This is a genomic window from Pseudarthrobacter sp. MDT1-40-2 (assembly GCF_059383595.1).
Map to the genome: position 1 here is coordinate 273,790 of NZ_JBWZCL010000001.1, position 22,438 is coordinate 296,227.

The 22,438-nt window shown below is 62.9% G+C and carries 21 protein-coding genes, 1 tRNA gene and 1 pseudogene; 10 read left to right on the forward strand and 13 right to left on the reverse strand.

The window, feature by feature from the left end:
- Nucleotides 1–39 precede the first annotated feature (39 nt).
- The 3 genes from msrA to epsC all read left to right on the forward strand — a co-directional run bounded on the left by msrA (nt 40) and on the right by epsC (nt 2,177).
- A complete protein-coding gene (msrA, locus tag AC50X5_RS01275) occupies nt 40–564 on the forward strand; it encodes a peptide-methionine (S)-S-oxide reductase MsrA (protein ID WP_494974380.1) in 525 nt (174 codons plus the stop codon).
- Nucleotides 565–629: 65 nt separating this feature from the next.
- Nucleotides 630–1,565, forward strand: a complete 936-nt coding sequence (gene cysK / locus AC50X5_RS01280) for a cysteine synthase A (RefSeq protein WP_494974381.1) — start codon at nt 630–632, stop codon at nt 1,563–1,565.
- Between the two features lie 36 nt (nt 1,566–1,601).
- A complete protein-coding gene (gene epsC, locus AC50X5_RS01285) occupies nt 1,602–2,177 on the forward strand; it encodes a serine O-acetyltransferase EpsC (RefSeq protein WP_494974382.1) in 576 nt (191 codons plus the stop codon).
- Nucleotides 2,178–2,313: 136 nt separating this feature from the next.
- Here epsC and gnd read toward each other — a convergent pair whose 3' ends face one another.
- Nucleotides 2,314–3,750: an NADP-dependent phosphogluconate dehydrogenase gene (gene gnd / locus AC50X5_RS01290; RefSeq protein ID WP_494974383.1), complete on the reverse strand. Its 1,437-nt coding sequence runs from the start codon at nt 3,748–3,750 to the stop codon at nt 2,314–2,316.
- A gap of 182 nt (nt 3,751–3,932) precedes the next feature.
- Here gnd and AC50X5_RS01295 point away from each other — a divergent pair, with 182 nt between their 5' ends.
- Entirely contained in the window at nt 3,933–4,667 is a 735-nt protein-coding gene (locus tag AC50X5_RS01295) for a FadR/GntR family transcriptional regulator (RefSeq protein WP_494974384.1), read from the forward strand.
- Nucleotides 4,668–4,822: 155 nt separating this feature from the next.
- Here AC50X5_RS01295 and AC50X5_RS01300 read toward each other — a convergent pair whose 3' ends face one another.
- The 6 genes from AC50X5_RS01300 to AC50X5_RS01325 form a co-directional block, all read right to left on the reverse strand.
- A complete protein-coding gene (locus tag AC50X5_RS01300) occupies nt 4,823–5,113 on the reverse strand; it encodes a hypothetical protein (RefSeq protein WP_494974385.1) in 291 nt (96 codons plus the stop codon).
- Nucleotides 5,114–5,260: 147 nt separating this feature from the next.
- The gene (locus AC50X5_RS01305) at nt 5,261–5,848 is read right to left on the reverse strand and encodes a hypothetical protein (RefSeq protein ID WP_494974386.1); all 588 of its coding nucleotides are present in this window, start codon (nt 5,846–5,848) and stop codon (nt 5,261–5,263) included.
- A gap of 579 nt (nt 5,849–6,427) precedes the next feature.
- Nucleotides 6,428–6,503 (reverse strand) — tRNA-Val (locus AC50X5_RS01310).
- Nucleotides 6,504–6,590: 87 nt separating this feature from the next.
- Nucleotides 6,591–7,511 carry an NAD-dependent protein deacetylase gene (locus AC50X5_RS01315; protein WP_494974387.1) on the reverse strand — a complete coding sequence of 307 codons (921 nt, stop codon included), beginning with the start codon at nt 7,509–7,511 and terminating at the stop codon, nt 6,591–6,593.
- Nucleotides 7,512–7,515: 4 nt separating this feature from the next.
- The gene (locus AC50X5_RS01320; RefSeq protein ID WP_494974388.1) at nt 7,516–8,043 is read right to left on the reverse strand and encodes a peroxiredoxin; all 528 of its coding nucleotides are present in this window, start codon (nt 8,041–8,043) and stop codon (nt 7,516–7,518) included.
- The gene (locus AC50X5_RS01325) at nt 8,040–8,459 is read right to left on the reverse strand and encodes a DUF3052 domain-containing protein (RefSeq protein WP_463933914.1); all 420 of its coding nucleotides are present in this window, start codon (nt 8,457–8,459) and stop codon (nt 8,040–8,042) included. The genes AC50X5_RS01320 and AC50X5_RS01325 overlap by 4 nt, the downstream gene beginning before the upstream one ends.
- 471 nt (nt 8,460–8,930) lie before the next feature.
- On the opposite strand from AC50X5_RS01325, the gene aceE reads away from it, so the two are divergent.
- The 6 genes from aceE (at nt 8,931) to AC50X5_RS01355 (ending at nt 16,881) form a co-directional block, all read left to right on the forward strand.
- Nucleotides 8,931–11,699: a pyruvate dehydrogenase (acetyl-transferring), homodimeric type gene (gene aceE / locus AC50X5_RS01330; RefSeq protein WP_494974389.1), complete on the forward strand. Its 2,769-nt coding sequence runs from the start codon at nt 8,931–8,933 to the stop codon at nt 11,697–11,699.
- Nucleotides 11,700–11,851: 152 nt separating this feature from the next.
- Nucleotides 11,852–13,096, forward strand: coding sequence for a PucR family transcriptional regulator (locus AC50X5_RS01335; RefSeq protein ID WP_494974390.1), 1,245 nt, complete (start codon nt 11,852–11,854; stop codon nt 13,094–13,096).
- Between the two features lie 87 nt (nt 13,097–13,183).
- A complete protein-coding gene (locus AC50X5_RS01340; protein ID WP_494974391.1) occupies nt 13,184–14,113 on the forward strand; it encodes an ACP S-malonyltransferase in 930 nt (309 codons plus the stop codon).
- A complete protein-coding gene (locus AC50X5_RS01345) occupies nt 14,110–15,171 on the forward strand; it encodes a beta-ketoacyl-ACP synthase III (RefSeq protein ID WP_494974392.1) in 1,062 nt (353 codons plus the stop codon). The genes AC50X5_RS01340 and AC50X5_RS01345 overlap by 4 nt, the downstream gene beginning before the upstream one ends.
- Before the next feature lie 75 nt (nt 15,172–15,246).
- Entirely contained in the window at nt 15,247–15,492 is a 246-nt protein-coding gene (locus tag AC50X5_RS01350) for an acyl carrier protein (protein ID WP_330189560.1), read from the forward strand.
- Nucleotides 15,493–15,645: 153 nt separating this feature from the next.
- A complete protein-coding gene (locus AC50X5_RS01355; protein ID WP_494974393.1) occupies nt 15,646–16,881 on the forward strand; it encodes a beta-ketoacyl-[acyl-carrier-protein] synthase family protein in 1,236 nt (411 codons plus the stop codon).
- 100 nt (nt 16,882–16,981) lie between these two features.
- Here the strand turns inward: AC50X5_RS01355 and AC50X5_RS01360 are convergent, their stop codons facing one another.
- The 6 genes and pseudogenes from AC50X5_RS01360 to AC50X5_RS01385 form a co-directional block, all read right to left on the reverse strand.
- Nucleotides 16,982–17,485, reverse strand: a complete 504-nt coding sequence (locus tag AC50X5_RS01360) for a DUF3145 domain-containing protein (protein ID WP_494974394.1) — start codon at nt 17,483–17,485, stop codon at nt 16,982–16,984.
- 267 nt (nt 17,486–17,752) lie between these two features.
- Nucleotides 17,753–18,691 carry a tyrosine recombinase XerC gene (locus AC50X5_RS01365; RefSeq protein ID WP_494974395.1) on the reverse strand — a complete coding sequence of 313 codons (939 nt, stop codon included), beginning with the start codon at nt 18,689–18,691 and terminating at the stop codon, nt 17,753–17,755.
- Nucleotides 18,692–18,713: 22 nt separating this feature from the next.
- A pseudogene (locus AC50X5_RS01370) lies at nt 18,714–19,193 on the reverse strand (aspartate/glutamate racemase family protein); the annotation flags it as partial.
- A gap of 75 nt (nt 19,194–19,268) precedes the next feature.
- A complete protein-coding gene (dprA, locus tag AC50X5_RS01375) occupies nt 19,269–20,453 on the reverse strand; it encodes a DNA-processing protein DprA (protein WP_494974396.1) in 1,185 nt (394 codons plus the stop codon).
- A gap of 9 nt (nt 20,454–20,462) precedes the next feature.
- Nucleotides 20,463–22,007 carry a YifB family Mg chelatase-like AAA ATPase gene (locus tag AC50X5_RS01380; protein WP_494974397.1) on the reverse strand — a complete coding sequence of 515 codons (1,545 nt, stop codon included), beginning with the start codon at nt 22,005–22,007 and terminating at the stop codon, nt 20,463–20,465.
- Nucleotides 22,007–22,363 (reverse strand): YraN family protein, encoded by a 357-nt coding sequence (locus tag AC50X5_RS01385; protein ID WP_493984677.1) that lies wholly within the window; start codon nt 22,361–22,363, stop codon nt 22,007–22,009. Before AC50X5_RS01385 ends, AC50X5_RS01380 begins: the two co-directional genes overlap by 1 nt.
- Nucleotides 22,364–22,438 lie beyond the last annotated feature (75 nt).

The window sequence follows — 22,438 nt, forward strand, 5'->3', positions numbered from 1 at the left end:
GGCGGGAATTGTTCGGCGCCGTCAAGCATTGAAGAGGGCATGAAAACTTTTGTTCTTGGCGGTGGCTGCTTCTGGTGCCTCGATGCGGTCTACCAGCGAACCCGCGGCGTGGAATCTGTTGTGTCCGGCTACACCGGTGGCCATGACCCAAATCCTGATTACTATTCCGTGTGCGACGGAACGACCGGCCACGCTGAGGTGGTGGCCGTCACCTTCGACGAATCGGTGATTCCGGAGGAAGTGATTCTGGACATGTTCTTCGCCCTCCACGATCCCACCACGCTCAACCGGCAGGGCTACGACGTTGGCACCCAGTACCGTTCGGTGATGTTCTATGAGACCACCGAACAGAAGATCCTCTTTGAGGAAGCAATCGAACGCAACCAGTCGCTGTGGCAGGATCCGATTGTCACTGAATTGGTCAGGCTGCCGCGCTTCCATGTGGCTGAGGAAATCCACCAGAACTACTACGCCAAGTATCCGGAACAGGGATACTGCCAGGTCATCATCAACCCCAAGCTGGCTAAGGCAAGGAAATATTACTCTGCATGGCTTAATGCTTAGCAACGCCGTCACGTGGCTGGTTAGGCTGACCCCAGTATTCACTCCATAGAGATAGGCGTATGCACATGGCACGGATCTACGACGATGTAACGCAGCTGATCGGCGGTACCCCGCTGGTCCGCCTCAACCGGATCGCTGAAGGCCTTGACGCCACAGTGGCCGTCAAACTGGAGTTTTACAACCCTGCCAACAGCGTAAAAGACCGCATCGGCGTAGCCATCATTGATGCTGCGGAGAAGTCCGGCGCACTGAAGCCGGGTGGAACCATCGTGGAAGGCACCTCGGGCAACACTGGCATCGCCCTGGCCATGGTGGGTGCGGCCCGCGGTTACAAGGTCATCCTGACCATGCCGGAGACCATGTCCACCGAGCGCCGCGTTATGCTGCGCGCCTACGGTGCCGAGATCGTCCTGACCCCCGGTTCCGAGGGCATGCGCGGTGCCGTGGAGAAGGCCCAGGAGATCGTCGCCAACACGGAGAACTCCGTCTGGGCCCAGCAGTTCGCCAACGAGGCAAACCCGGCCATCCACCGCGCCACCACGGCCGAGGAAATCTGGGCCGACACCGACGGCGAGGTGGACATCTTTGTCGCGGGCGTGGGCACCGGTGGTACCGTCACCGGCGTCGGCCAGTTCCTGAAGGAGCGCAAGCCCGGCGTGCAGATTGTGGCCGTGGAACCCAAGGACTCCCCCATCCTCAACGGAGGGGCTCCTGGTCCCCACAAGATCCAGGGCATTGGCGCGAACTTCATCCCGGAACTGCTGGACACCAATGTCTACGACGAAGTCCTGGATGCCACTCTGGAAGACTCTGTTGCTGTTGCCCGCGAGCTCGGCGTCAAGGAAGGCATCCTGGGCGGTATCTCCTCAGGTGCGATTGTCTGGGCCGCCCTCGAATTGGCCAAGCGCCCGGAAAACGCCGGCAAGCTGATTGTTGCAGTTGTCTGTGACTTTGGAGAGCGGTACATCTCCACCGTTCTGTACGACGACATTCGCGGCTAACCAGCCCGGAGCGTTTCCTCCGGCAGAAAGAACCCCTTGGGCTTTTTTGCACGACTAAAGGAAGACCTCGAGGCCGCCCGGTCGCATGACCCGGCGGCTCGGGGTTCTTTTGAGAACATTTTTGCGTACTCCGGCTTGCATGCAATCTGGATCCACCGGCTGACGCATAAGCTGTGGCAGAATCCTGCCCTGCGTTTTCCTGCCCGGCTGCTATCGCAGTACGGGCGTTTCCTGACCGGCATAGAGATCCATCCCGGCGCCACGATCGGCCGCCGGTTTTTCATCGACCACGGCATGGGCGTGGTGATCGGTGAAACAGCCGAAATCGGCGAGGACGTCATGATGTACCACGGCGTCACGCTCGGCGGTCGTTCGCTGGCTCGCGTGAAGCGGCATCCCACCATCGGGGACAGAGTCACCATCGGAGCCGGGGCCAAAGTCCTGGGACCCATCACCATCGGCGCCGACAGCGCGGTGGGCGCCAACGCCGTCGTCGTAAAGGATGCTCCGCCGGAATCCATCCTTACCGGCGTTCCTGCCGTCTGGCGGCACCGCGATGCCCGCAGCGAGACCAAGCCTGCCGTCGATCCGGCAGAGTACTACGTCATTTAGGCATCAGAAGTCATCCAGGCATCAGAAAATTCCTGAAACATGGAACATTAGACAAACCCTGCTTACAGAAGTGGCCGGCAGCCCTAAGGTTGCCGGCCACTCCTGTTTCACCGGCCTGGTGCCGGCAGAAGTGGAATCAGTGTGTGTCCACAGCTTCAATCTCGGACTTGTCCTCACCCCAAAGGGTGTGGAAGGTGCCTTCGACGTCGACCCGGCCGTAGGTGTGGGCGCCGAAAAGGTCGCGCTGGCCCTGGATCACGGCGGCGGGCAGTCGCTTACGGCGCAGGCCATCGTAGTAGGCCAGTGAAGACGAGAAGACCGGAACCGGGATGCCCAGCTGGACGGCCGTGGAGACCACACGGCGCCATGCGGGCAGGACCTCGGCGATCGCCTTGGTGAACGCCGGGGCGAACAGCAGGTTGGCCGGCTTGTCCTCTGCAGCGTAGGCCTTGGTGATTTCCTTGAGCAGCTCGGCGCGGATGATGCAGCCGCCGCGCCACAGCGAGGCGATTTCATCCAGCTTGAGGTCCCAGCCGTATTCCTTGGCGGCGGAAGTCAACATGTCCAGGCCCTGGGCGTAGGAGACCAGCTTGGAGGCGTACAGCGCCTGCCGGACGTCTTCGACGAAGGTGTCCGGGATTTCGACGGGGATTTCTTCGCCGGCCAGCAGTTCCTGCGCCAGCTTGCGCTGCCCGGTCTGTGAGGACAATGCGCGGGCGAACACGGATTCAGCGATGCCCGACGTCGGCGAGCCGAGTTCCAGCGCGGAGATAACGGTCCAGCGTCCGGTGCCTTTCTGGCCCGCGGCATCGACGACGACGTCTACGAACGGCTTTCCGGTGCGGGCGTCGACGTGACCGAGGACTTCGGCGGAGATTTCGATCAGGAAGGAGGCGAGATCGCCCTTGTTCCATTCAGCGAAGATTTTGGACTGCTCTGCAGGTTCGATCCCGGCACCGGAGCGCAACAGGTCGAAGGCTTCACCAATGACCTGCATGTCGGCGTATTCGATGCCGTTGTGCACCATCTTGACGAAGTGCCCGGCGCCGTCGGTGCCGATCCAGGCGCAGCAGGGCTGGCCGTCGACGTGGGCCGCAATCTTTTCCAGCAAGGGGCCAAGGGCGTCGTAGGACTCCTTGGAGCCGCCCGGCATGATGGAGGGGCCGTTCAGGGCGCCTTCTTCGCCACCGGAAACACCGATGCCCACGAAGTGCAGGTCCTTCTTGGCCAGCGCGGCTTCCCGGCGGCGGGTGTCCTCATAGTGGGAGTTACCGGCGTCGATGATGATGTCGCCCGCTTCCAGGAGGGGCTCAAGCTGTTCGATGACGGAGTCAACCGGCTTGCCGGCCTTGACCATGATCAGGACGCGGCGGGGCTTCTCCAGAGAGTCCACCAGTTCCTGGAGTGTTTCGGTGCGGATGAAGTCGCCTTCAGTGCCGTACTTTTCCAGCAGGACGTCGGTCTTTTCGACCGAGCGGTTGTGCAGGGCAACGGTAAAGCCGTTCCGGGCCAGGTTGCGGGCCAAGTTGGCGCCCATTACCGCGAGGCCGGTGACACCGATGTGTGCAGACATCTAAACTCCAATTCAGTTTCTGTGAGGCGGGTACGTGGTGTGAATACGTGGTGTGCTCGTAATAAAGCATATATATTCAGTGGACCTCCGAAAACCGCTGCCCATCCTGTGGGATGCCGGTGGTCCTCAAAGTCCGGGATGCAGACCCCTGAGGGGGCTTGCTGCGCATTAGGCTTGTGATCATGTCAACCAGCCTGCACCACCGTGCCATTGAGAACCTGGGCACCCGCATCATCAACGGGGAATTGTCCGCCGGCCACGTGATGCTGGCCGAACAGCTCGAAGAGGAACTGCAGGTTTCCCGGTCTGTCATCAGGGAGGCTGTCCGGGTGTTGCAGTCCCTGGGCCTGGTGGAGACCATCAAGCGCGTGGGCATCAGGGTGCTTCCGGTCAGCAGCTGGAACCCTTTTGACCAGCAGGTCATCCGCTGGCGGCTCGCCAGTGAAGGCCGCGGCGCCCAGTTGCGCTCGTTGGCCGAATTGCGTTCCGCTGTCGAACCAGCCGCCGCGGAACTGGCCGCCCTCAACGCACCGGCTGCCCTCCGAAGGGAGCTGGTGGACGTCGCCTATGCAATGCGCGACGCCGGCCACGCCGGTGACGTGCCCCGGTTCCTGGAGCTGGATATAGCCTTCCACTCCCTGTTGCTCTCCGGTTCGGGGAACGAAATGTTCGCCAACCTGATGGGCCAGGTGGCGGAGACTCTGACCGGCCGCACCATGCATGGCCTCATGCCGGACCATCCGCACGAAGCCGCCCTGCAGTGGCACGTGGACCTGGCCGAGGCCGTCAGCGCCGCTGACGCTGCTGCGGCCCGGGGAGCCTCGGCCAGGATCATGGGCCGCACCATGTCCCGGATGTCAGAGACGTGGGTTGACCAGCCCAGAATCTTCATCCCCGTGCGGCCCAGCAGCCGGTGAGCTACTGGTTTCCGGGGATAAAAACTCCGCCATCGATTGGATTTTTTGTTTGCGGATTGTTCACTGTATATTCATTTCAAGCCTTCCACCGCGGCATCCCCCAATAGTCGCGGTGGAAGGCCCTCCACTTTAACCTGGCGTCCCTGTCGCCCCGGTCAGGCAGCGGCCGCAGGCACCCCCCGCACGCGCCAGCCGCCCTCCTGACCGTTCCGGACCAGTTCCATGGTGACCAACCCGGAACCGCTGGTCCGGCCCAGCCGCACCTGTACTTGAAGGATTTCAATGTCAACCCGGCCGGCTCCCCGGGGCATTCGCCGCTCGGACTCCCACCAGTTGACCCGCTCGTACCACCGGACCGGCTCAGCGTCGACGAGCCATTCCTGCCCGCCGCGCACGACCGCCAGGGGTGTACCGTCAGGGGAAGTTTTGAGTACCACGTTTTCCATGCCGTCAGGGTAGGGGAAGGCCCTGACAATGCCTTGGTTACCCGTGATTGTTGCAGCTGTGGACAGCGGAACCGACGGTGGCCACTGGGCATGGCGGCGAAGGGAAGCTCTAGTGCCGACGAGGTGAGCCCCCGCATCCTGCCCTCTTTATTGGCGGAGTTGACTTCTGAGCTCACTCAGCTGTGGTGTGTAATGGCGTCTATTGGCGATAGTGAATTTCTGCAGTTGCGGAAGTGTCAGGATCGGGGTGAGATCACCATCGATGATCCTCGTCGACTCGTGGAGGTACAGTTCTTGCAGTTCGGGCATACCGGTCAAGGGTGCTAGTGAGGGGAAATCCCCGCTATTGGCCAGGCTGAGGCGCTGGACATTTCTGACACGGGACACGTCTTCGAAACTTGCAACCCTTTTGCAGTTATCAAGATGCAGTTCGCTAATCGTCTGTGCGGCAGGTGCCTCACGAAGTGCCGAAACATCTTCCAGTTTGGATGCGAGGAAAATCCCGAGATTTCTAAGCCCGTTGAAGGTCGCCAGCCCGTCCAGAGACCGGATTTGCGGGTACTGCTTCATTCGAAGCCGAACCAATGACGTCGCGGATGCCAACGGCTCGAGGTCCTTCTCGCTGTAACTCTCGAGATAGAGATCGGTGATGGGCGCCAAGGCTTCCTTCTGGTCCCGGACAAGAGCCCAGGAAGCGGAGACTGATGTCAGGCAAGCAAGCTCGGTGAGATCCATTGTTCCGGTAGCCGAGGGATGTACAGCCGGCAGGCTCAAGCTTGTCAGGTGGTTTCCCAAACGATTGATGGCTGAGAGGTCTGTGATCCATCGCGCAAGGATAAGCAATCGGGATACGGGCCAGGGCCGCAAGAAATCCAAGTTTGGTTCAGAGAACCTTGCGCACTATTCAGCACCAGCTCATGGACACGGCCACCTTGAAGCAGCGATTCCATCTCGGCGTTCCAGGGGCCGGTAACGAAAAGGCGCAACCCTTCAGTTGTCGGTTCGAGCGAGTAGCCCTCGTAGGGAACGCCGTAGCTCGAAGAGAGTGGCATAGGTGCTCCGTTTCTGTTTTAGGCATCCTATGTGTCCAAGCCAAGCAAACTGGCGATCAGTGCCAGTTCCTGATGGTTGCCAGTATCGCAAACCAATTCGGTCGAAGTGATGCGTTGCTGGTAGGAAGTGCCGTCGCGCAGCATGGCCAAGAGGACGTTGAGCCGGCGTCTGGTGAGACAGCACTGCTTGTTAGCCCAAGGGACCGAGCGAAGAAACAAAACAGCCCCCGGCGCGTGTTTCCGCGCTCGGGGGCTGTTTCTGTGGTGGGTCCTACCGGGATCGAACCGATGACATCCACGGTGTAAACGTGGCGCTCTACCAGCTGAGCTAAAGACCCAAATGTGTGGATTTGAGCGGCGTGCCGCGTCAACCAACGAACAGTTACTCTACCCGATGTAGCTGGACAAACGCCAATCGGCGCAGTTCAGGGCGCCGGCAATTCCCCTGCAAGCCAGGCCAGGGCTTCGGACACGCCGGCTGCAAGCCTCATGGTGGCCAGGGCGTCGCCCCGGGTAGCACCCCTGTTGATGATCACGACGGGTTTGCCGTCTTTGGCCGCATGCCTGACAAACCGAAGCCCGCTCATCACTGTCAAAGACGATCCCGCCACCAGCAGAGCACTCCCCTCATCAACCATTGCGTAACACAGCTCCACGCGATCCTTCGGCACGTTCTCGCCGAAAAAGACGAAGTCGGGCTTGAGCGTTCCACCACAGGCAGGACACATCGCAACCACAAAGGTGCTGATCAGATCTTCGTCTTCAACGGTGGCATCGGCATCCGGTGCGGCCTCGACAAGCCCTGCCTCCAGGGCCGCCTGCAGGAAGTCCGGATTCAGCTCTTCAAGGACATTGGCAAGCATCTGCCGTGAGTACCTGCGTTGGCAGGCAAGGCAGACCACCTGGTCGAAGCGGCCATGCAGGTCCACCACATTGACGCTGCCTGCGTCCTCATGGAGGCGGTCCACATTCTGGGTAATGAGCCCGGTCAGGAGCCCTCGTTCCTCCATCGTGGCCACAGCCCGGTGTCCTTCGTTGGGATCTGCATGGCGCAAGTGGGACCAGCCAATGTGGTTCCGGGCCCAGTACCGCTGCCGGTTGGCCGGATCGCCTATGAACTGCTGGTACGTCATGGGCGAGCGCGGCGCTGAATCGGGGCCCCGATAATCAGGGATGCCGGAATCCGTACTGAGCCCGGCACCCGTCAGGAGCGTGAAGCGCCTGCCCGCCAACAGGTTGCGGATCGCGACCAGGTCCGGCAGCACAGCAGCATCAACAGGGCCGGGCGCCTTCGCAGGCAATCGGGCAAAACCCGTCAGTCCGGTTCCTGCTCCCGGCTCCGCCATGGGGTCAGCCCTGCACCGATCCGACCGGCACGGGAGCGGATTCGCCCGCTGCCGCCGTCGTTATTTCTGTTAGCGCCCGCCGGTACTCTTCCAGTTCCCGCGCACGGCCCCTGGGATTGAGCACAACATGCCGGATGATGCCCTTTGCATTAATGATGAAGGTGCCCCGTACCGCCACCCCGCTGACCGGATCAAAGACACCGTAAAGGGATGCCACCGCGCCGTGCGGCCAAAAGTCGGCCAGCAGGTCGAAGTCGTAGCCTTCCTTGTCCGCGTAGGCCCGCAAGGTGAACTTGCTGTCTACTGAAACGGCGAGCACCGTGGCATTTGCGGCTGTGAAGTCCGGGAGGTTGTCCCGGATCTCACCCAGTTCACCCGTGCAGGTGCCTGAGAAGGCAAAGGGGTAAAACACAATGACGACGTTCTGTCCCCGCAACGATGAGAGCCTGATGGGCTCACCGTGCTGGTTGGAAAGCTCAAAGTCCGGGGCAGCAGACCCGGCCTGCGGTACGGGAGTGTCCGCCGTGCTCACTTGTTCTTCCTGGTCACCAACCGTGTCGCGCTCCAGTCCTTGGAGACCCCAACAGAGGAGGTGAGGTGCAGACCTGCGGTAGGTGCAGCGTCCTGGATGTCCGACGGCGAGACGTAACCCTCGCGCCCCTGCTTCGGAGTGAGGACCCAGACGATGCCGCCTTCGGTCAGCGTGGTCAACGAATCAACGAGGTTGTCCACGAGGTCGCCGTCGCCATCCCGCCACCAGAAAATGACTGCGTCAACAACTTCATGGTCATCTTCGTCGAGCAGCTCTGAACCGGTGAGGTCCTCGATGTCGTCACGCAAGTCGAAATCGACGTCGTCGTCGTAGCCGAACTCCTGAATCAGATCCCCATTTTTGAAACCCAATTTTTCCGCCACATTTACCGAAGTGGCGGCGTCGGCCTCGCTCACGTGTTCCTCCAATGCCTTGTTTATTCCCGTTGCGGGTTCCTGCTGTACATCTTGCGTTGTATTTGACGGTATTTCTAAGTGCGTGTCTTGCTGCAGAGTGATATCCATTACCACAAGCCAACACCCTTTGAGCCAGGTCTTCAAGCTGCCCGCACTGCGATCCGCCACATTCTGCGTCACAGCGGGGCGCCTTCCGCTCCCGTCAACTGCTTTCCGTCATACATAAGAGTATGACCAACAATTACCTGCCGGCGCCGTTCCCCGGCTACGCATCGCGGTTGCGTCAGAGCTAGAGTGGGCTGAGGCAGCAATTCCTGCGGGGCAACCGCCCAGTCGTGAGCTTTCGCTATGACATGCAGGAGTAGCTGTCCAAGGACCCTGCCCGGCACACATGACCGGGCTGTTGTAACCGATACGTCGCACACGTCGCGTTTTCGCTTGGCAGCCACCCTGCCCGGCCTAAGTGCGCCGATGACTGCGCGCAAAGAGAGGTTGGACGTGGCTGCAGGAGAAGATACCTCCCATATCCTCAGCGGGTTGACTAACCAGCTGCCCGATCGTGATCCGGAAGAGACCGCCGAATGGGTCGAGTCCCTGGATTCACTGATCAGGGAACAGGGCACAGAACGTGCCCAGTACATCATGCGCAGCCTGTTGCAGCGCGCCGGAGCCCAAAGCGTGGGCGTACCCATGGTGACCACCACGGACTACGTGAACACCATTCCGGTTGACCAGGAAGCACCGTTCCCCGGCAACGAGGACTACGAACGCCGCTACCGCGCGTACATGCGCTGGAACGCAGCAGTCATGGTCCACCGCGCCCAGCGGGCCAACATCGGCGTTGGTGGCCACATCTCTACCTACGCGGGCGCTGCCACCTTGTATGAAGTTGGCTTCAACCACTTCTTCCGCGGCAAGGACCACCCGGGCGGCGGAGACCAGGTGTTCTTCCAGGGCCACGCCTCCCCCGGCATGTATGCCCGCGCGTTCATGGAAGGACGCCTCACCGAGGAGGACCTCGACGGGTTCCGCCAGGAGAAGTCCCGCGAGGGACATGCCCTGTCCTCGTACCCGCACCCGCGCCTGATGCCGGAGTTCTGGGAGTTCCCGACGGTTTCCATGGGCATCGGTCCCATGAATGCGATCTACCAGGCACAGTCCAACCGTTACCTTCACAACCGCGGGCTCAAGGACACCTCGGACCAGCAGGTCTGGGCGTTTCTGGGCGACGGCGAAATGGACGAGCCTGAATCACGTGGCCTGCTCCAGCTTGCTGCGAATGAGAACCTGGACAACCTGAACTTCGTCATCAACTGCAACCTCCAGCGCCTCGACGGCCCGGTTCGCGGTAACGGCAAGATCATGCAGGAACTCGAAGCGTTCTTCCGCGGTGCAGGCTGGAACGTCATCAAGGTGGTCTGGGGTCGCGAATGGGATGATCTTCTCACCAAGGACACCAATGGCGCCCTGGTGAAGATCATGAACGAAACCCCGGACGGCGATTACCAGACCTACAAGGCCGAGTCCGGTGGGTTCGTCCGGGAGCACTTCTTTGGCAAGTCCCCCGAAACCAAGGACATGGTTTCGGACCTGACGGACGACCAGATCTGGAACCTTAAGCGCGGTGGCCACGACTACCGCAAGGTCTACGCGGCGTACAAGGCAGCCACCGAATTCAAGGGCAAGCCCACTGTCATTTTGGCCAAAACCGTCAAGGGCTATGGCCTAGGGCCGCACTTCGAGGGACGCAACGCGACCCACCAGATGAAGAAGCTCACGCTCGATGACCTGAAGAAGTTCCGGGACCACCTCCGGATTCCGATCACCGACGAGCAGCTGGAAAATGACCTCTACCAGCCGCCGTACTACCACCCGGGCCAGGATGCCCCGGAAATCAAGTACATGATGGAACGCCGCGCTGCCTTGGGTGGCTTTGTTCCTGAGCGCCGGTCCAAGCACGATTCCATCAGCCTTCCGGAGGCCAAATCCTACGAGGTTGCCAAGCGTGGCTCGGGCAAGCAGCAGGCTGCCACCACCATGGCTTTCGTCAGGCTCCTCAAAGACCTGATGCGGGACAAGAACTTTGGCCAGCACATTGCGCCGATCATTCCGGATGAGGCCCGCACCTTCGGTATGGATGCGTTCTTCCCAACGGCGAAGATCTACAACCCGAAGGGCCAGAACTACCTGTCCGTGGACCGTGACCTGGTTCTTGCCTACAAGGAGTCCGCTCAGGGCCAACTGATCCATCCCGGTATCAACGAGGCCGGTGCTGTGGCAGCTTTCACCGCCGCAGGCACTGCCTACGCCACCCACGGCGTACCGCTGGTCCCGATTTACGTCTTCTACTCCATGTTCGGATTCCAGCGGACGGGCGACGCCTTCTGGGCCGCTGGTGACCAGATGGCCCGCGGGTTCATCATCGGCGCCACGGCCGGACGCACCACCCTTACCGGTGAAGGCCTCCAGCACGCGGACGGACACTCGCCGCTGCTGGCGTCAACCAACCCGGCAGTCGTCACCTACGATCCCGCCTATGGCTACGAGATGGGCCACATTGTTCGCGACGGCCTGGAGCGGATGTACGGCGAAGACAGCACGGACAAGAACCTGATGTACTACATCACGGTGTACAACGAGCCCATTGTCCAGCCGGCGGAGCCTGAGGAACTGGATGTCGAGGGCGTCCTGAAGGGCATCTACCTGCTGGCACCTGCCAAGATCGACGGCCCCCGCACCCAGCTCCTGGCGTCCGGCGTCTCTGTTCCGTGGACCATCGAGGCGCAACGGATCCTTGCCGAGGACTGGGGCGTGTCCGCAGATGTCTGGTCCGTGACGTCATGGAACGAACTCCGCCGCGACGGCCTCGCCGCCGAGGAGGAAGCCTTCCTGAACCCGGGTCAGCCTGCCCGTGTTCCGTTTGTTGCCCAGCAGCTGGCCGGAGCCACCGGCCCGGTTGTTGCGGTGTCCGACTACATGAAGGCCGTGCCGGATCAGATCCGCCAGTTCGTTCCGAACGAATTCGCCACCCTCGGTGCTGACGGCTTCGGCTTCTCGGACACCCGCGCCGCTGCACGCCGGTTCTTCAAGAACGACACCCACTCGATTGTGGTCCGTGCCCTGGAGATGCTGGCCCGCCGTGGCGAGGTTGACGGCCAGGCCCCGGCCCAGGCCATCGAGAAGTACCGCCTGCACGACGTCAACGCCGGTACCACCGGAGGCGCGGGCGGCGAGTCCTAGTCCCGGACAGCGCTCATTAGAGCACGACGGCGGGGTCCCCACCACCGGGTGGGGACCCCGCCGTCGGCATTTCCCGTTGTGACGGAAGGCAAACGCTGTTGTAGCCTTTGCACAAAATGGAGCTTCGAAGCTCCGCACCGTATGCTCAATGGATGCCAGAGCAAACCGTTCCTTCCACAAAGCCCGCAACGGGTTCCCGTGGCCTGACCCCGGAGAAGAAGGAAACCCTTAAGAAGCTGCGGACCAATGTCGGCCTGCTTTCCACCACCACCATGCGGAAGCTGGAGACGTCCCTCCCCTGGTACAGCCGGCTCAGTTCGGATGAACGCTCGGCGCTTGGCCTGGTGGCCCAGAACGGTATCGCTGCTTTCGTGACGTGGTACGAAAGGCCCAGCTCGCCGTCGTGGATTCTCTCGGATGTCTTCGGGACGGCCCCCACAGAGCTCACGCGATCCATCAGCCTGCAGAAAGCACTGCAACTGATCCGGATCGTCGTTGAAGTAGTGGAGGACCAGGTGCCCGTCATTGCACCTGAGGCTGACCAGCCGTCGCTCCGGGAGGCCGTACTGAGGTACTCACGTGAAGTTGCCTTCGCAGCCGCGGACGTTTACGCCCGTGCTGCCGAATCGCGCGGCTCCTGGGACACGCGCCTGGAAGCCCTGATCGTCGACGCCATCCTGCGCGGAGAGAACACGGATGCCCTGCGCTCCCGGATTGCCGCGCTGGGCTGGAAGGCCCAGGAACGGTTTACCGTGATGGTGGGCAACTCCCCGTCCGAGCCCAGCGCCAGCTATGTCAGCGAACTGCGCCGGACCGCCGGCCGTTATGCAGAGGACGCGCTGGTAGGAATCCAGGGAGACCGCCTCATCCTGATCCTCGGCGGTGTGCACGACCGGGACACAGCATTTGTGAAACTGTGTGAAATGTTTGCCCCCGGCCCCGTCGTCTATGGACCGGAAGCGGGCACCCTGCTCGATGCCAGTGCGTCGGCGCAATCGGCATTCGCCGGCCTCACCGCAGCGAAGGCCTGGCCTTCAGCACCACGACCGGTTGCGGCCGACGACCTGCTTCCCGAGCGCGTTATCTCCGGCGACGACGCCGCCCGCCGCTCACTGATCAAGAATATCTACCGGCCGTTGCTCGCGGCTTCGAACGGATTGGTCGAGACACTGGGTACCTACCTGGAACTGGGCCATTCTTTGGAAGCAACAGCACGAGAACTGTTCGTCCATGCCAACACGGTCCGTTACCGCCTGAAGCGTGTTTGTGACGTTACGGGCTGGGATCCGCTCCTGCCGCGGGAGGCGTTTGTCCTGCAGGCGGCGCTGGTTGTCGGACGGCTCGCGGCCCCGCCGAGGGCCCCTGCCGAACGGCAGCCCACGCGGAACCAGAACTAATCCGTTGTAGACTTCCTACAAACCGACCCGGCGAGCTTGGTGCATGCAAACACCGTTTATCTTGCCAATATTTGGAAAGCTGGATACGTGCTTGCAATCGTCTGCCCTGGACAGGGCTCACAGACCCCCGGCTTCCTGGCCCCTTGGCTGGAGCTGCCCTCGGTAGCAGGCCAGTTGGCCTCCCTCAGCGAGATCGCAGGCATCGACCTGGCCGCCCATGGCACCACCTCTGACGAGGAGACCATCAAGGACACCGCGGTCGCCCAGCCGCTTATTGTTGCCGCGGGCCTGATTGCAGCCAAGCAGCTGTTCGACGTTGAACTTCGCACCCTTCCGGTCATCCTCGCAGGCCATTCAGTCGGCGAGATCACCGCAGCTGCCCTGGCCGGCGTACTCACCGAAGACGAGGCCATGACGTTCGTCCGTGAACGTGCCAACAGCATGGCCGCCGCGGCAGCAGTAACGCCCACCGGGATGAGTGCGGTTGTGGGCGGTGACCCTGCCGAGGTGCTCGCGGCGATTGAAGCATCCGGCGCCACGCCCGCCAACGTCAACGGTGCAGGCCAGACCGTCGCCGCCGGAACGTTCGAACAGCTGAAGTCCCTGGCCGGGAACCCGCCCGCCAAAGCCCGCGTTATCCCCCTCAAGGTTGCCGGCGCCTTCCACACCAGCCATATGTCCCCCGCAGTCAGCGCGCTGGAGGCACTGAAGCCCAGGCTCGCAGCACGTGCTCCGGCCGTCCCGTTGCTCTCGAATTACGATGGTGCCGAAGTAACCGACGGTGGTGCCGCCGTCGACAGTCTGATTGCCCAGGTATCGCGGCCGGTCCGCTGGGATCTTTGCATGGAAACCATGGTCCGGCGCGGTGTGACCGGCCTGATCGAGCTGTCCCCGGCCGGGACACTCGCCGGCCTCGCTAAACGCGGCATGCCCGGCGTCAAGACCGTTGCCGTCAAAACTCCCGACGATCTCTCTGCCGCCCTGGCACTCTTTGCAGAATTGGAGGGAGACGCATGAGCGTTCCCACATTGAAGCAGTCCCCCGTCAACCAGCACTCCCGCATCGTCGGCCTGGGAGCGTACCGACCCGATGTCATCGTCACCAACGAAGACGTCTGCCAGTGGATTGATTCTTCGGATGAATGGATCCGGCAACGCACCGGCATCGTTACCCGTCACCGCGCGGCCGCGGACGTCAGCGTCATCGACATGGCCGAAGGCGCCGCCCGCGACGCCATGGCGCAGGCCGGCATTGACGGAGCGGATCTGGGTGCCGTCATCGTCGCCACTGTCACGCACCCCTACGCGACTCCCTCTGCGGCCGCAGCGCTGGCCGACCGCATCGGCGCCACCCCGGCACCGGCCTTCGACATCTCCGCTGCGTGTGCCGGCTACTGCTACGGAATTGCCCAGGGTGACGCTCTGGTGCGCTCCGGTGCCGCCAAGTATGTACTCGTGGTCGGCGCGGAAAAGCTCACCGACGTCATCGACAACCGGGAACGGACCATCTCCTTCCTCCTGGGCGACGGCGCCGGAGCCGTGGTGATCGGTCCGTCCGAAACACCCGGCATTGCGCCGTCCGTGTGGGGTTCGGACGGCAGCAAATGGGATGCAATCGGCATGACGCGATCCATGCTGGATGTCCGGGACCTCGGCCTGGCCGCCCGCCAGTCCGATTCCACCGGTGACTTCGCCCTGTTGGAAGAGGCACAGGAGCTGTACCCGACGCTGCGGCAGGACGGCCAGACTGTGTTCCGTTGGGCGGTGTGGGAGATGGCCAAGGTAGCGCAGCAGGCCCTGGACGCCGCAGGTATCAAAGCTGAAGACCTCGTGGCCTTCATCCCGCACCAGGCGAACATGCGCATCATCGATGAGATGGTCAAAAAGCTGCAACTGCCTGAGCACGTTGCGGTTGGACGCGATATCGCCGTCGCCGGAAACACGTCAGCAGCTTCCATTCCGCTGGCCACCCACAGGCTCCTTCAGGAGAACCCCTCGCTTAGCGGCGGGCTTGCGCTTCAGATCGGCTTTGGCGCCGGTCTGGTCTTTGGCGCTCAAGTAGTCGTCCTTCCGTAATACCGCACACCAAACCGCGTCCGCGGGTTGATCCATTTCCGGCACTGCCGGCAATAACAAGAAAAGGAGCCTTACATGGCTAGCAACGAAGAAATCCTGGCCGGACTGGCTGAAATCGTCAACGAGGAGACCGGCCTCTCCCCCGAGGCAGTCGAGCTGGACAAGTCCTTCACCGAGGACCTGGACATCGACTCCATCTCGATGATGACGATCGTAGTCAACGCCGAAGAGAAGTTCGGCGTTCGCATCCCGGACGAAGAGGTCAAGAACCTCAAGACCGTTGGCGACGCCGTCAGCTTCATCTCCGGCGCCCAGGCCTAGCAGCACCCGGCCCCAGGGCCACACGGCCGGCCGGCGGAGCAAAGCTTCCTGGCCGGCCGTTGCATCACATGGATATTTCCGCAGATTCGGATTTCCGGACCGCCGCACAGGCAGGATCCACGCCCGGACTGCCCACCGACAGAGAGTGATCCCATGACACGCAAAGTAGTCATAACCGGTCTGGGTGCCACAACGCCCATCGGCGGCGACGTCCCCACCATGTGGGCCAACTCACTGAAGGGGGTCTCCGGCGCACGCACCCTCGAAGACGACTGGGTTGCCAAGTTCGAGCTGCCTGTTCACTTCGCCGCCCGCTGCAGCACCCCGGCCCTGGATGTCCTGGGGCGTGTCGAGGCCAAGCGGATGGACCCCTCCACCCAGTTTGGCGTCATCGCCTCCCGTGAGGCCTGGGCCGATTCAGGCATCACCCAAATCGACCCGGACCGCCTGGCCGTGGCGTTCGCCACCGGCATCGGCGGCGTCTGGACCCTGCTGGACGCCTGGGACACCCTGAAGGAAAAGGGCCCGCGCCGCGTCCTTCCCATGACAGTGCCGATGCTGATGCCCAACGGCGTTGCAGCGGCTGTCAGCCTCGACCTCGGAGCGCGCGCCGGCGCCCACACGCCCGTCTCCGCCTGCGCCTCGGGAACCGAAGCACTGCACCTCGGGCTGGAAATGATCCGTTCAGGCAAGGCCGACGTCGTGATGTGCGGGGGCGCTGAAGCCGCGATCCACCCGATGCCGCTGGCCGCGTTCTCCTCGATGCAGGCGCTGTCCCGCCGCAACGATGAACCCGAGCGGGCATCACGCCCCTACGACATCGACCGTGACGGCTTCGTCATGGGCGAAGGTGCCGGAGCCCTGGTCCTGGAGGCCGAGGAACACGCCCTCGCCCGCGGCGCCCGGATCTATGGCGAGCTCGCCGGCACATCCGTAACAGCTGACGCTTACCACATCACCGCCCCTGACCCGGAGGGCCTGGGCGCCACCCGCGCGTTGAAAGCTGCCATGTTCGACGGCCGCATCCAGCCCGGCGACGTGGTGCACGTCAATGCCCATGCCACCTCCACGCCCGTGGGTGACAAGCCCGAATACACGGCGCTGAAAGCAGCACTCGGTTCGCAGTTGGACCACGTCGCCGTTTCCGCCACGAAGTCGCAGATGGGTCACTTGCTCGGGGCGTCCGGCGCCGTGGAGGCGGTCCTGACCGCGCTTGCCGTGTACGAACGCAAGACACCGATCACAATCAACTTGGAAAACCAGGACCCGGAGATCCCGCTGGATGTAGTTACCTCCGTGCGAGACCTCCCGGACGGGAACATCGTGGCATTGAGCAACTCCTTTGGCTTCGGTGGACACAACGCCGTCATCGCTGTGCGCAGCGTCTAGGGCCGCTGCTTACTGCCTTCCAGCTTTCTATCCGTCAACAGCTGAGGGGCCCTGCAATTTCTGCAGGGCCCCTCAGCTGTTGAAGGATGGTGTGGGCGGCCTAGCCGACCTGGTGCAGCCAGCGCACCGGTGCGCCCTCGGCTGCGTGCCGGAACGGCTCCAATTCCTCGTCCCAGGCTTCGCCCAGGGCAAGGGAAAGTTCGTGGTAGACGGCCGAAGGGTCGCCGGCACCTGATTCGTAGGCGTAGCGTATGCGGTCTTCAGAGACCATGATGTTGCCATGAACGTCGGTCGTGGCGTGAAAGATCCCCAGCTCGGGGGTGTGCGACCAGCGGCTGCCGTCCACTCCCTGGCTCGGATCCTCTGTGACCTCATAGCGAAGGTGCGCCCAACCCCGGAGGGCAGACGCTATTTGTGACCCGGTACCCTGGGGTCCGGTCCAGGACAGTTCAGCCCTGAACATTCCAGGCGCAGCGGGTTGAGGGGTCCACTCAAGATCGGTGCGCTTATCCACGACCGATCCGATGGCCCACTCAACGTGAGGGCACAAGGCAGTTGGTGCCGAGTGTACGAACAGCAAACCGCGGGTCATTACAACAGACATTCCATCCTCCATAGCTAGGTACGTCTTCCCCAACGACCTGTGCTCGGATGGATTGCGAGCGATTTGCCGGTAGTTTCCTCCCGGACTATTCGATTTTGACGGTGGCCTTCAGGCCAAGCCCGACTTTCAAGATTCAAGCCCAAGCCGAAAGCTGCCCGTACTTGCCTTTCATTGTGCCGCATGACCCGTGATTCCGCCAGCGTGACCACCGGTACATTCGATGGTGCACACCCGGCTGCCCGTTAAGCACTCCCGCCGTAACCCGGATCAGGCCCGGGGGTGCGCCTGCTGATAGCTCTGGCGAAGCCGTTCAACGGAGACGTGTGTGTAGATCTGCGTCGTGGCAAGACTGCTGTGGCCAAGGATCTCCTGCACGGCCCGCAAATCCGCCCCGCCGTCCAGCAGATGCGTGGCGGCCGTGTGCCGCAGCGCGTGAGGTCCGGTTGCTGACGTGTCCCCCAGCTGTTCAAGTGCGTCCTGTACCACCGAACGCACCTGTCGCTGGTCCACACGGCCGCCCCGGATTCCGAGGAAAGCCGCAGGACCGCTCGCAGGCTTAGCTAACAGAGGCCGTCCGCGCCGGAGCCAGTCATCCACGGCGAGCGCGGCGGGGACGCCGTACGGAACCGTTCGTTCCTTGTTGCCCTTGCCCAGTACCCTGACGGTGCGGCGATCAGGGTCCAGATCGTCAACGTCGATCCCCACCAGTTCCCCCACGCGTAGACCGGTGGCATACAGCAACTCCACCATGGCCTTGTTCCGCAGTGCGATTGGCTCGCCTTCCCGGGCATCGTAGTCAAGGGCGCCCAGCATTCTCTTGAGTTGCTGCTGCTGGAGCACTCCGGGCAGGGATTTCTCGCGTTTGGGTGCCTTGAGCCGGAGCGCCGGGTTCTCTTCCAGCAGTTCCTCCCGGACGGCCCAGGCGGCAAAAGAACGCACTGTGGCAGCCCTCCGGGCGAGGGTGGCACGTGACATCCCTGATTCGCTCTGGGCCCCAAGCCAGCGGCGCAAGGTAGCAAGCCCTATCCCCGAAACAGCGGCTATCCCGTCACCAGCCGCATATTCCAGGAGACTGCGGACATCCGACTCGTAGGCACGGACAGTATGCTGCGAACGGGCACGCTCTGCAGTGAGGTACCGGGAGAATCCCGCGAGCGCCTCCTGCAGCCCGGCCGGCAAAGCCGATGGCCCCCGGCGTGAGTCCACGTTCCCTCCCTCAATGTCCCGTCTATTCAAGCACGGTGAGTTCGTGCAGCACCGTTACCCCGCCGTGGGGCAGCTGCATCAGCGTGAATGGTGGCCAGCAGATGACGGTCTTGGGCCGCGGGGTGGCGTAAGCGGACTTTGGAGGTGGACAGGCGCATCCGGACGAGCGACTCCGCGATCGTGACAGCGGCCGCGGCACCGTCTATCACGGGAGCCCCGGCGCGTTGCCGAATCTGTTCGTCGAGGCCGGCCATGCCGCCGCAGCCCAGCACGATGACCTCTGCCTTGTCCTCACTGACAGACAGCAGTGCCTGTTCAATGTTGGCGTCCACGGCCCGCTCAGGCTCTTTTTCAAGTTCCGTTACAGCCATGCCGCTTGCACGCACCGACGCGCAGCGCGCATTCAGGCCTGCCAGCTTCAGCCTGTCCTCGATCAAAGGAACGGCACGGTCAAGCGTGGTCACCACAGAGTATGCCCGAAGAACATCGCGGTGCTCGCCTGTGTGGTGTCGAGGTTGGCAACAAATATGGTCATAAAGGTGCGCCAGACGCGGGAGAAACCTGCGTTACAACATCGCTATCCCGCCGTCTTGAGCCTCTTCCAGCCGCCGCGTTCTGATGCGGCCAGTCCCAACAAGCCCAGCCTTCCCAGTCCTGCCCGAACCGCTTCGGGTCCAAGCCCGGCCACAGTGGACAGCTTCTCCACGGAACTGGTGGTTCGCAGTGGCAGGGCATCGAGCAGGATGAGGTCCTCTAAGGTAAGCCCGTCATGTTCGGCCGGCTGCCCCTTCTCCTCGTCCGGGAGGGCGACACCGGCCGGTGATGCGAGCTCTGCAATTTCGCCGGCGTCCGTGACGCATACCGCCCCGCCTTCACGCAGGAGCCGGTGGCAGCCCGCCGAGTTGGCGCTGTGTACGGAGCCGGGCACGGCTCCCACCGCACGGCCCAGGGCTTCTGCATGATGTGCGGTATTCAGGGCACCTGAACGCCATCTCGCTTCGATCACGACCGTTACGGCGGACAACGCCGCGATTAACCTGTTGCGCTGAAGGAACCTGTAGCGCGTCGGTGCTGAGCCCGGAGGGACTTCCGCCAACACGGCACCCTGGTTGGCCACGGCACGCAGCAGGTCCTCATTACCGGCCGGGTAGAAGCGGTCCACTCCCCCGGCCATCACAGCGATCGTGGGCATCGCCTCCGAGCCTCCCGCAAGCGCCGCCCGATGGGCGTGGGCATCGATCCCGTAAGCACCTCCCGAAACCACCGTGAAACCACGCTGGGCCAGTGAATAAGCCAGGTCACCGGTCACCGCGGCCCCGTAGCTGGTGCTGTCCCTCGATCCCACCAAAGCTATGGACCTTCCAGCCACCGGGAGAGGCTGCTCCATGCCCCGCCACCAAAGACAGACAGGTTGATGCAGGCCAAGGTCTGCCAACTGGGCAGGCCACAGTTCGTCTCCGGGAATAATCAGCCGGCCGCCAATGCGGGCCATAGTGGCAAGGTCCCTGTCCGGTGCCAGGTCCGGGACGCGCGGTCTCCAGCGCCGGAATGCCTCTGCCAGGCCTGGCCATCTACCACTGCCTCCGGCCTCGGCAAGGAGGACAGAAATGTCCCGTTCAAGCCCGGGACCAGGAGCGATGTCCCCACAGGCGATTCTGAGCGCATCAATAGCTCCAGTCAGTTGGATCAGGGCGAGGCCTGCGGCATCCTGCGGTTCCATAAGCCGGGCCAGGGCGGCCCGGGAGCGGCGTTCGTCATTCATGGGTTCCTCTCAAGCGGCCGCGGCCGTGGCCTGGCGCAGGTTCAGCGCCTGGCCGATGTCATTGATGTCTGGTCGGGCCCGTCCGGTGAGGTCCGCAAGTGTCCACGCCAACCGCAGTACGCGGTCGTATCCACGGGCGGTGAGGACGCCGCGTTCCAGGGACTGATCGAGGATCCGGGTTACCGCCGGCTCCAGCCGCAGCTGTCCCCGCAACACCCGGCCCGGAACCTGCGAATTGCTTTCCAGCCCGAACGGAAGCAGCCGTTCCCGTTGTATCTGCCGGGCTTCCGTGACACGCGCGGCGATTACCGCCGTGTCCTCTTCCTTTCCTGCCTGGCCGAAATCTGCCAGCGACACCCGCTCCACCTGCAGCTGAATGTCCACACGGTCCAGAAGGGGCCCTGACATCCGGGCCGCATAGCGTCTTCGCATCATGGGTGTGCAGCTGCAGTCCAGCCCTTTCCCTGATGCCTTGCCGCAGGGGCAGGGATTGGCTGCCAACACCAACTGGAAGCGCGCCGGGTAAGCGGCGGTGCCTGCGGAGCGGTGGATCACCAGTTCACCGCTTTCCAAGGGCTGTCTCAGGGCGTCCAGTACCCTGCGCTCATATTCCGGCGCCTCATCCAGGAACAGGACGCCGCGGTGCGCCCGGGACGCGGCACCGGGCCTGGGCAGCCCGGACCCGCCGCCGATGATGGCTGCCGAGGTGGCCGTGTGGTGCGGGCTTTCGAAGGGCGGACGCCGCAGCAGCTGACGGGAAGCGGAAGGTAAGCCGCACAGAGAGTGGATCGCTGTCACTTCCATGGCCGCGGCGTCGTCCAAGTCTGGAAGCAGCCCTGGAAGCCGTTCAGCCAGCATGGTTTTCCCGGCCCCCGGCGGGCCGGTCAGGAGCACGTGGTGGGCACCGGCCGCCGCGACTTCCAGGGCCCGCCGGGCCTCGCCCTGCCCCGAAACGTCCCGCATGTCCGGTTTCGGCAGATGGGGGCCCGCGTCTTGGTCCGGCTCTTCGGAATCCTCAGGATCGAAGTCCAGGGCCAGTTCCTGGGGATCCGCTCCGAAGTCGAACACCAGCCGGGCCAGGGTCCGGTAACCGCGGACGTTGGCTCCGGGAACCAGCGCTGCCTCCGCCGCGTTGGCATGGGCGACCACAATATCCGGATACCCGGCCTGAACAGCTGCCATGACCGCCGGAAGGATCCCGCGGACCGGGCGTAACCTGCCGTCCAGTCCAAGTTCGGCGATGAAAACTGTCCGCTCGGTAGACCGGATGTCATTGGCAGCGCGGAGCACGGACATGGTGATGGCCAGGTCGAATCCAGAGCCGCTTTTAGGGAGGGACGCCGGGATGAGATTAGCGGTGATCTTGCGTCTGCTCAACGGGATACCGGAATTCTTGGCGGCCGAACGTATCCGCTCCCGTGCCTCATTCAAACTCGCGTCAGGAAGCCCCAGGATCAGGAAACTTGGCAAGGTCTGGCCGATGTCCGCCTCGACCTCAACGATGTAACCGTTCAACCCCACCAACGCGACGGAATAGGTTCTTCCCAGGGCCATCAGCCGACCCCCTTGAGATGTTCCACCTGAGGTTCGCTGATGCCGTCATCCAGGACAGCCAGAACGTCAATCCGGCGCAACGGCATCCGGAGTTCCTTGTCCCGGCACCATGCCGCCGCAAGCCGATGCAGCCTGGCAAGCTTGGCCCTGCCCACCGCTTCAAAAGGATGGCCGTAGTCCAGGCTTCGCCGGGTCTTAACCTCGGCGATCACCAGCGCATCCCCGTCCAGGGCCACGATGTCTATTTCGCCCTCACGGCACCGCCAGTTGCGTTCCACCACCAACATGCCAAGGGCTTCCAGGTAGCCGGCAGCGAGTTGCTCGCCCCGCCGGCCCAATACGTCTTTGGCTCTCATAACCACCTCCACCATCAGCCTGATGGGCGGGAGGAAGGAGCAACAGCGCCAACTTACGCTATGTGGAAAACAGTC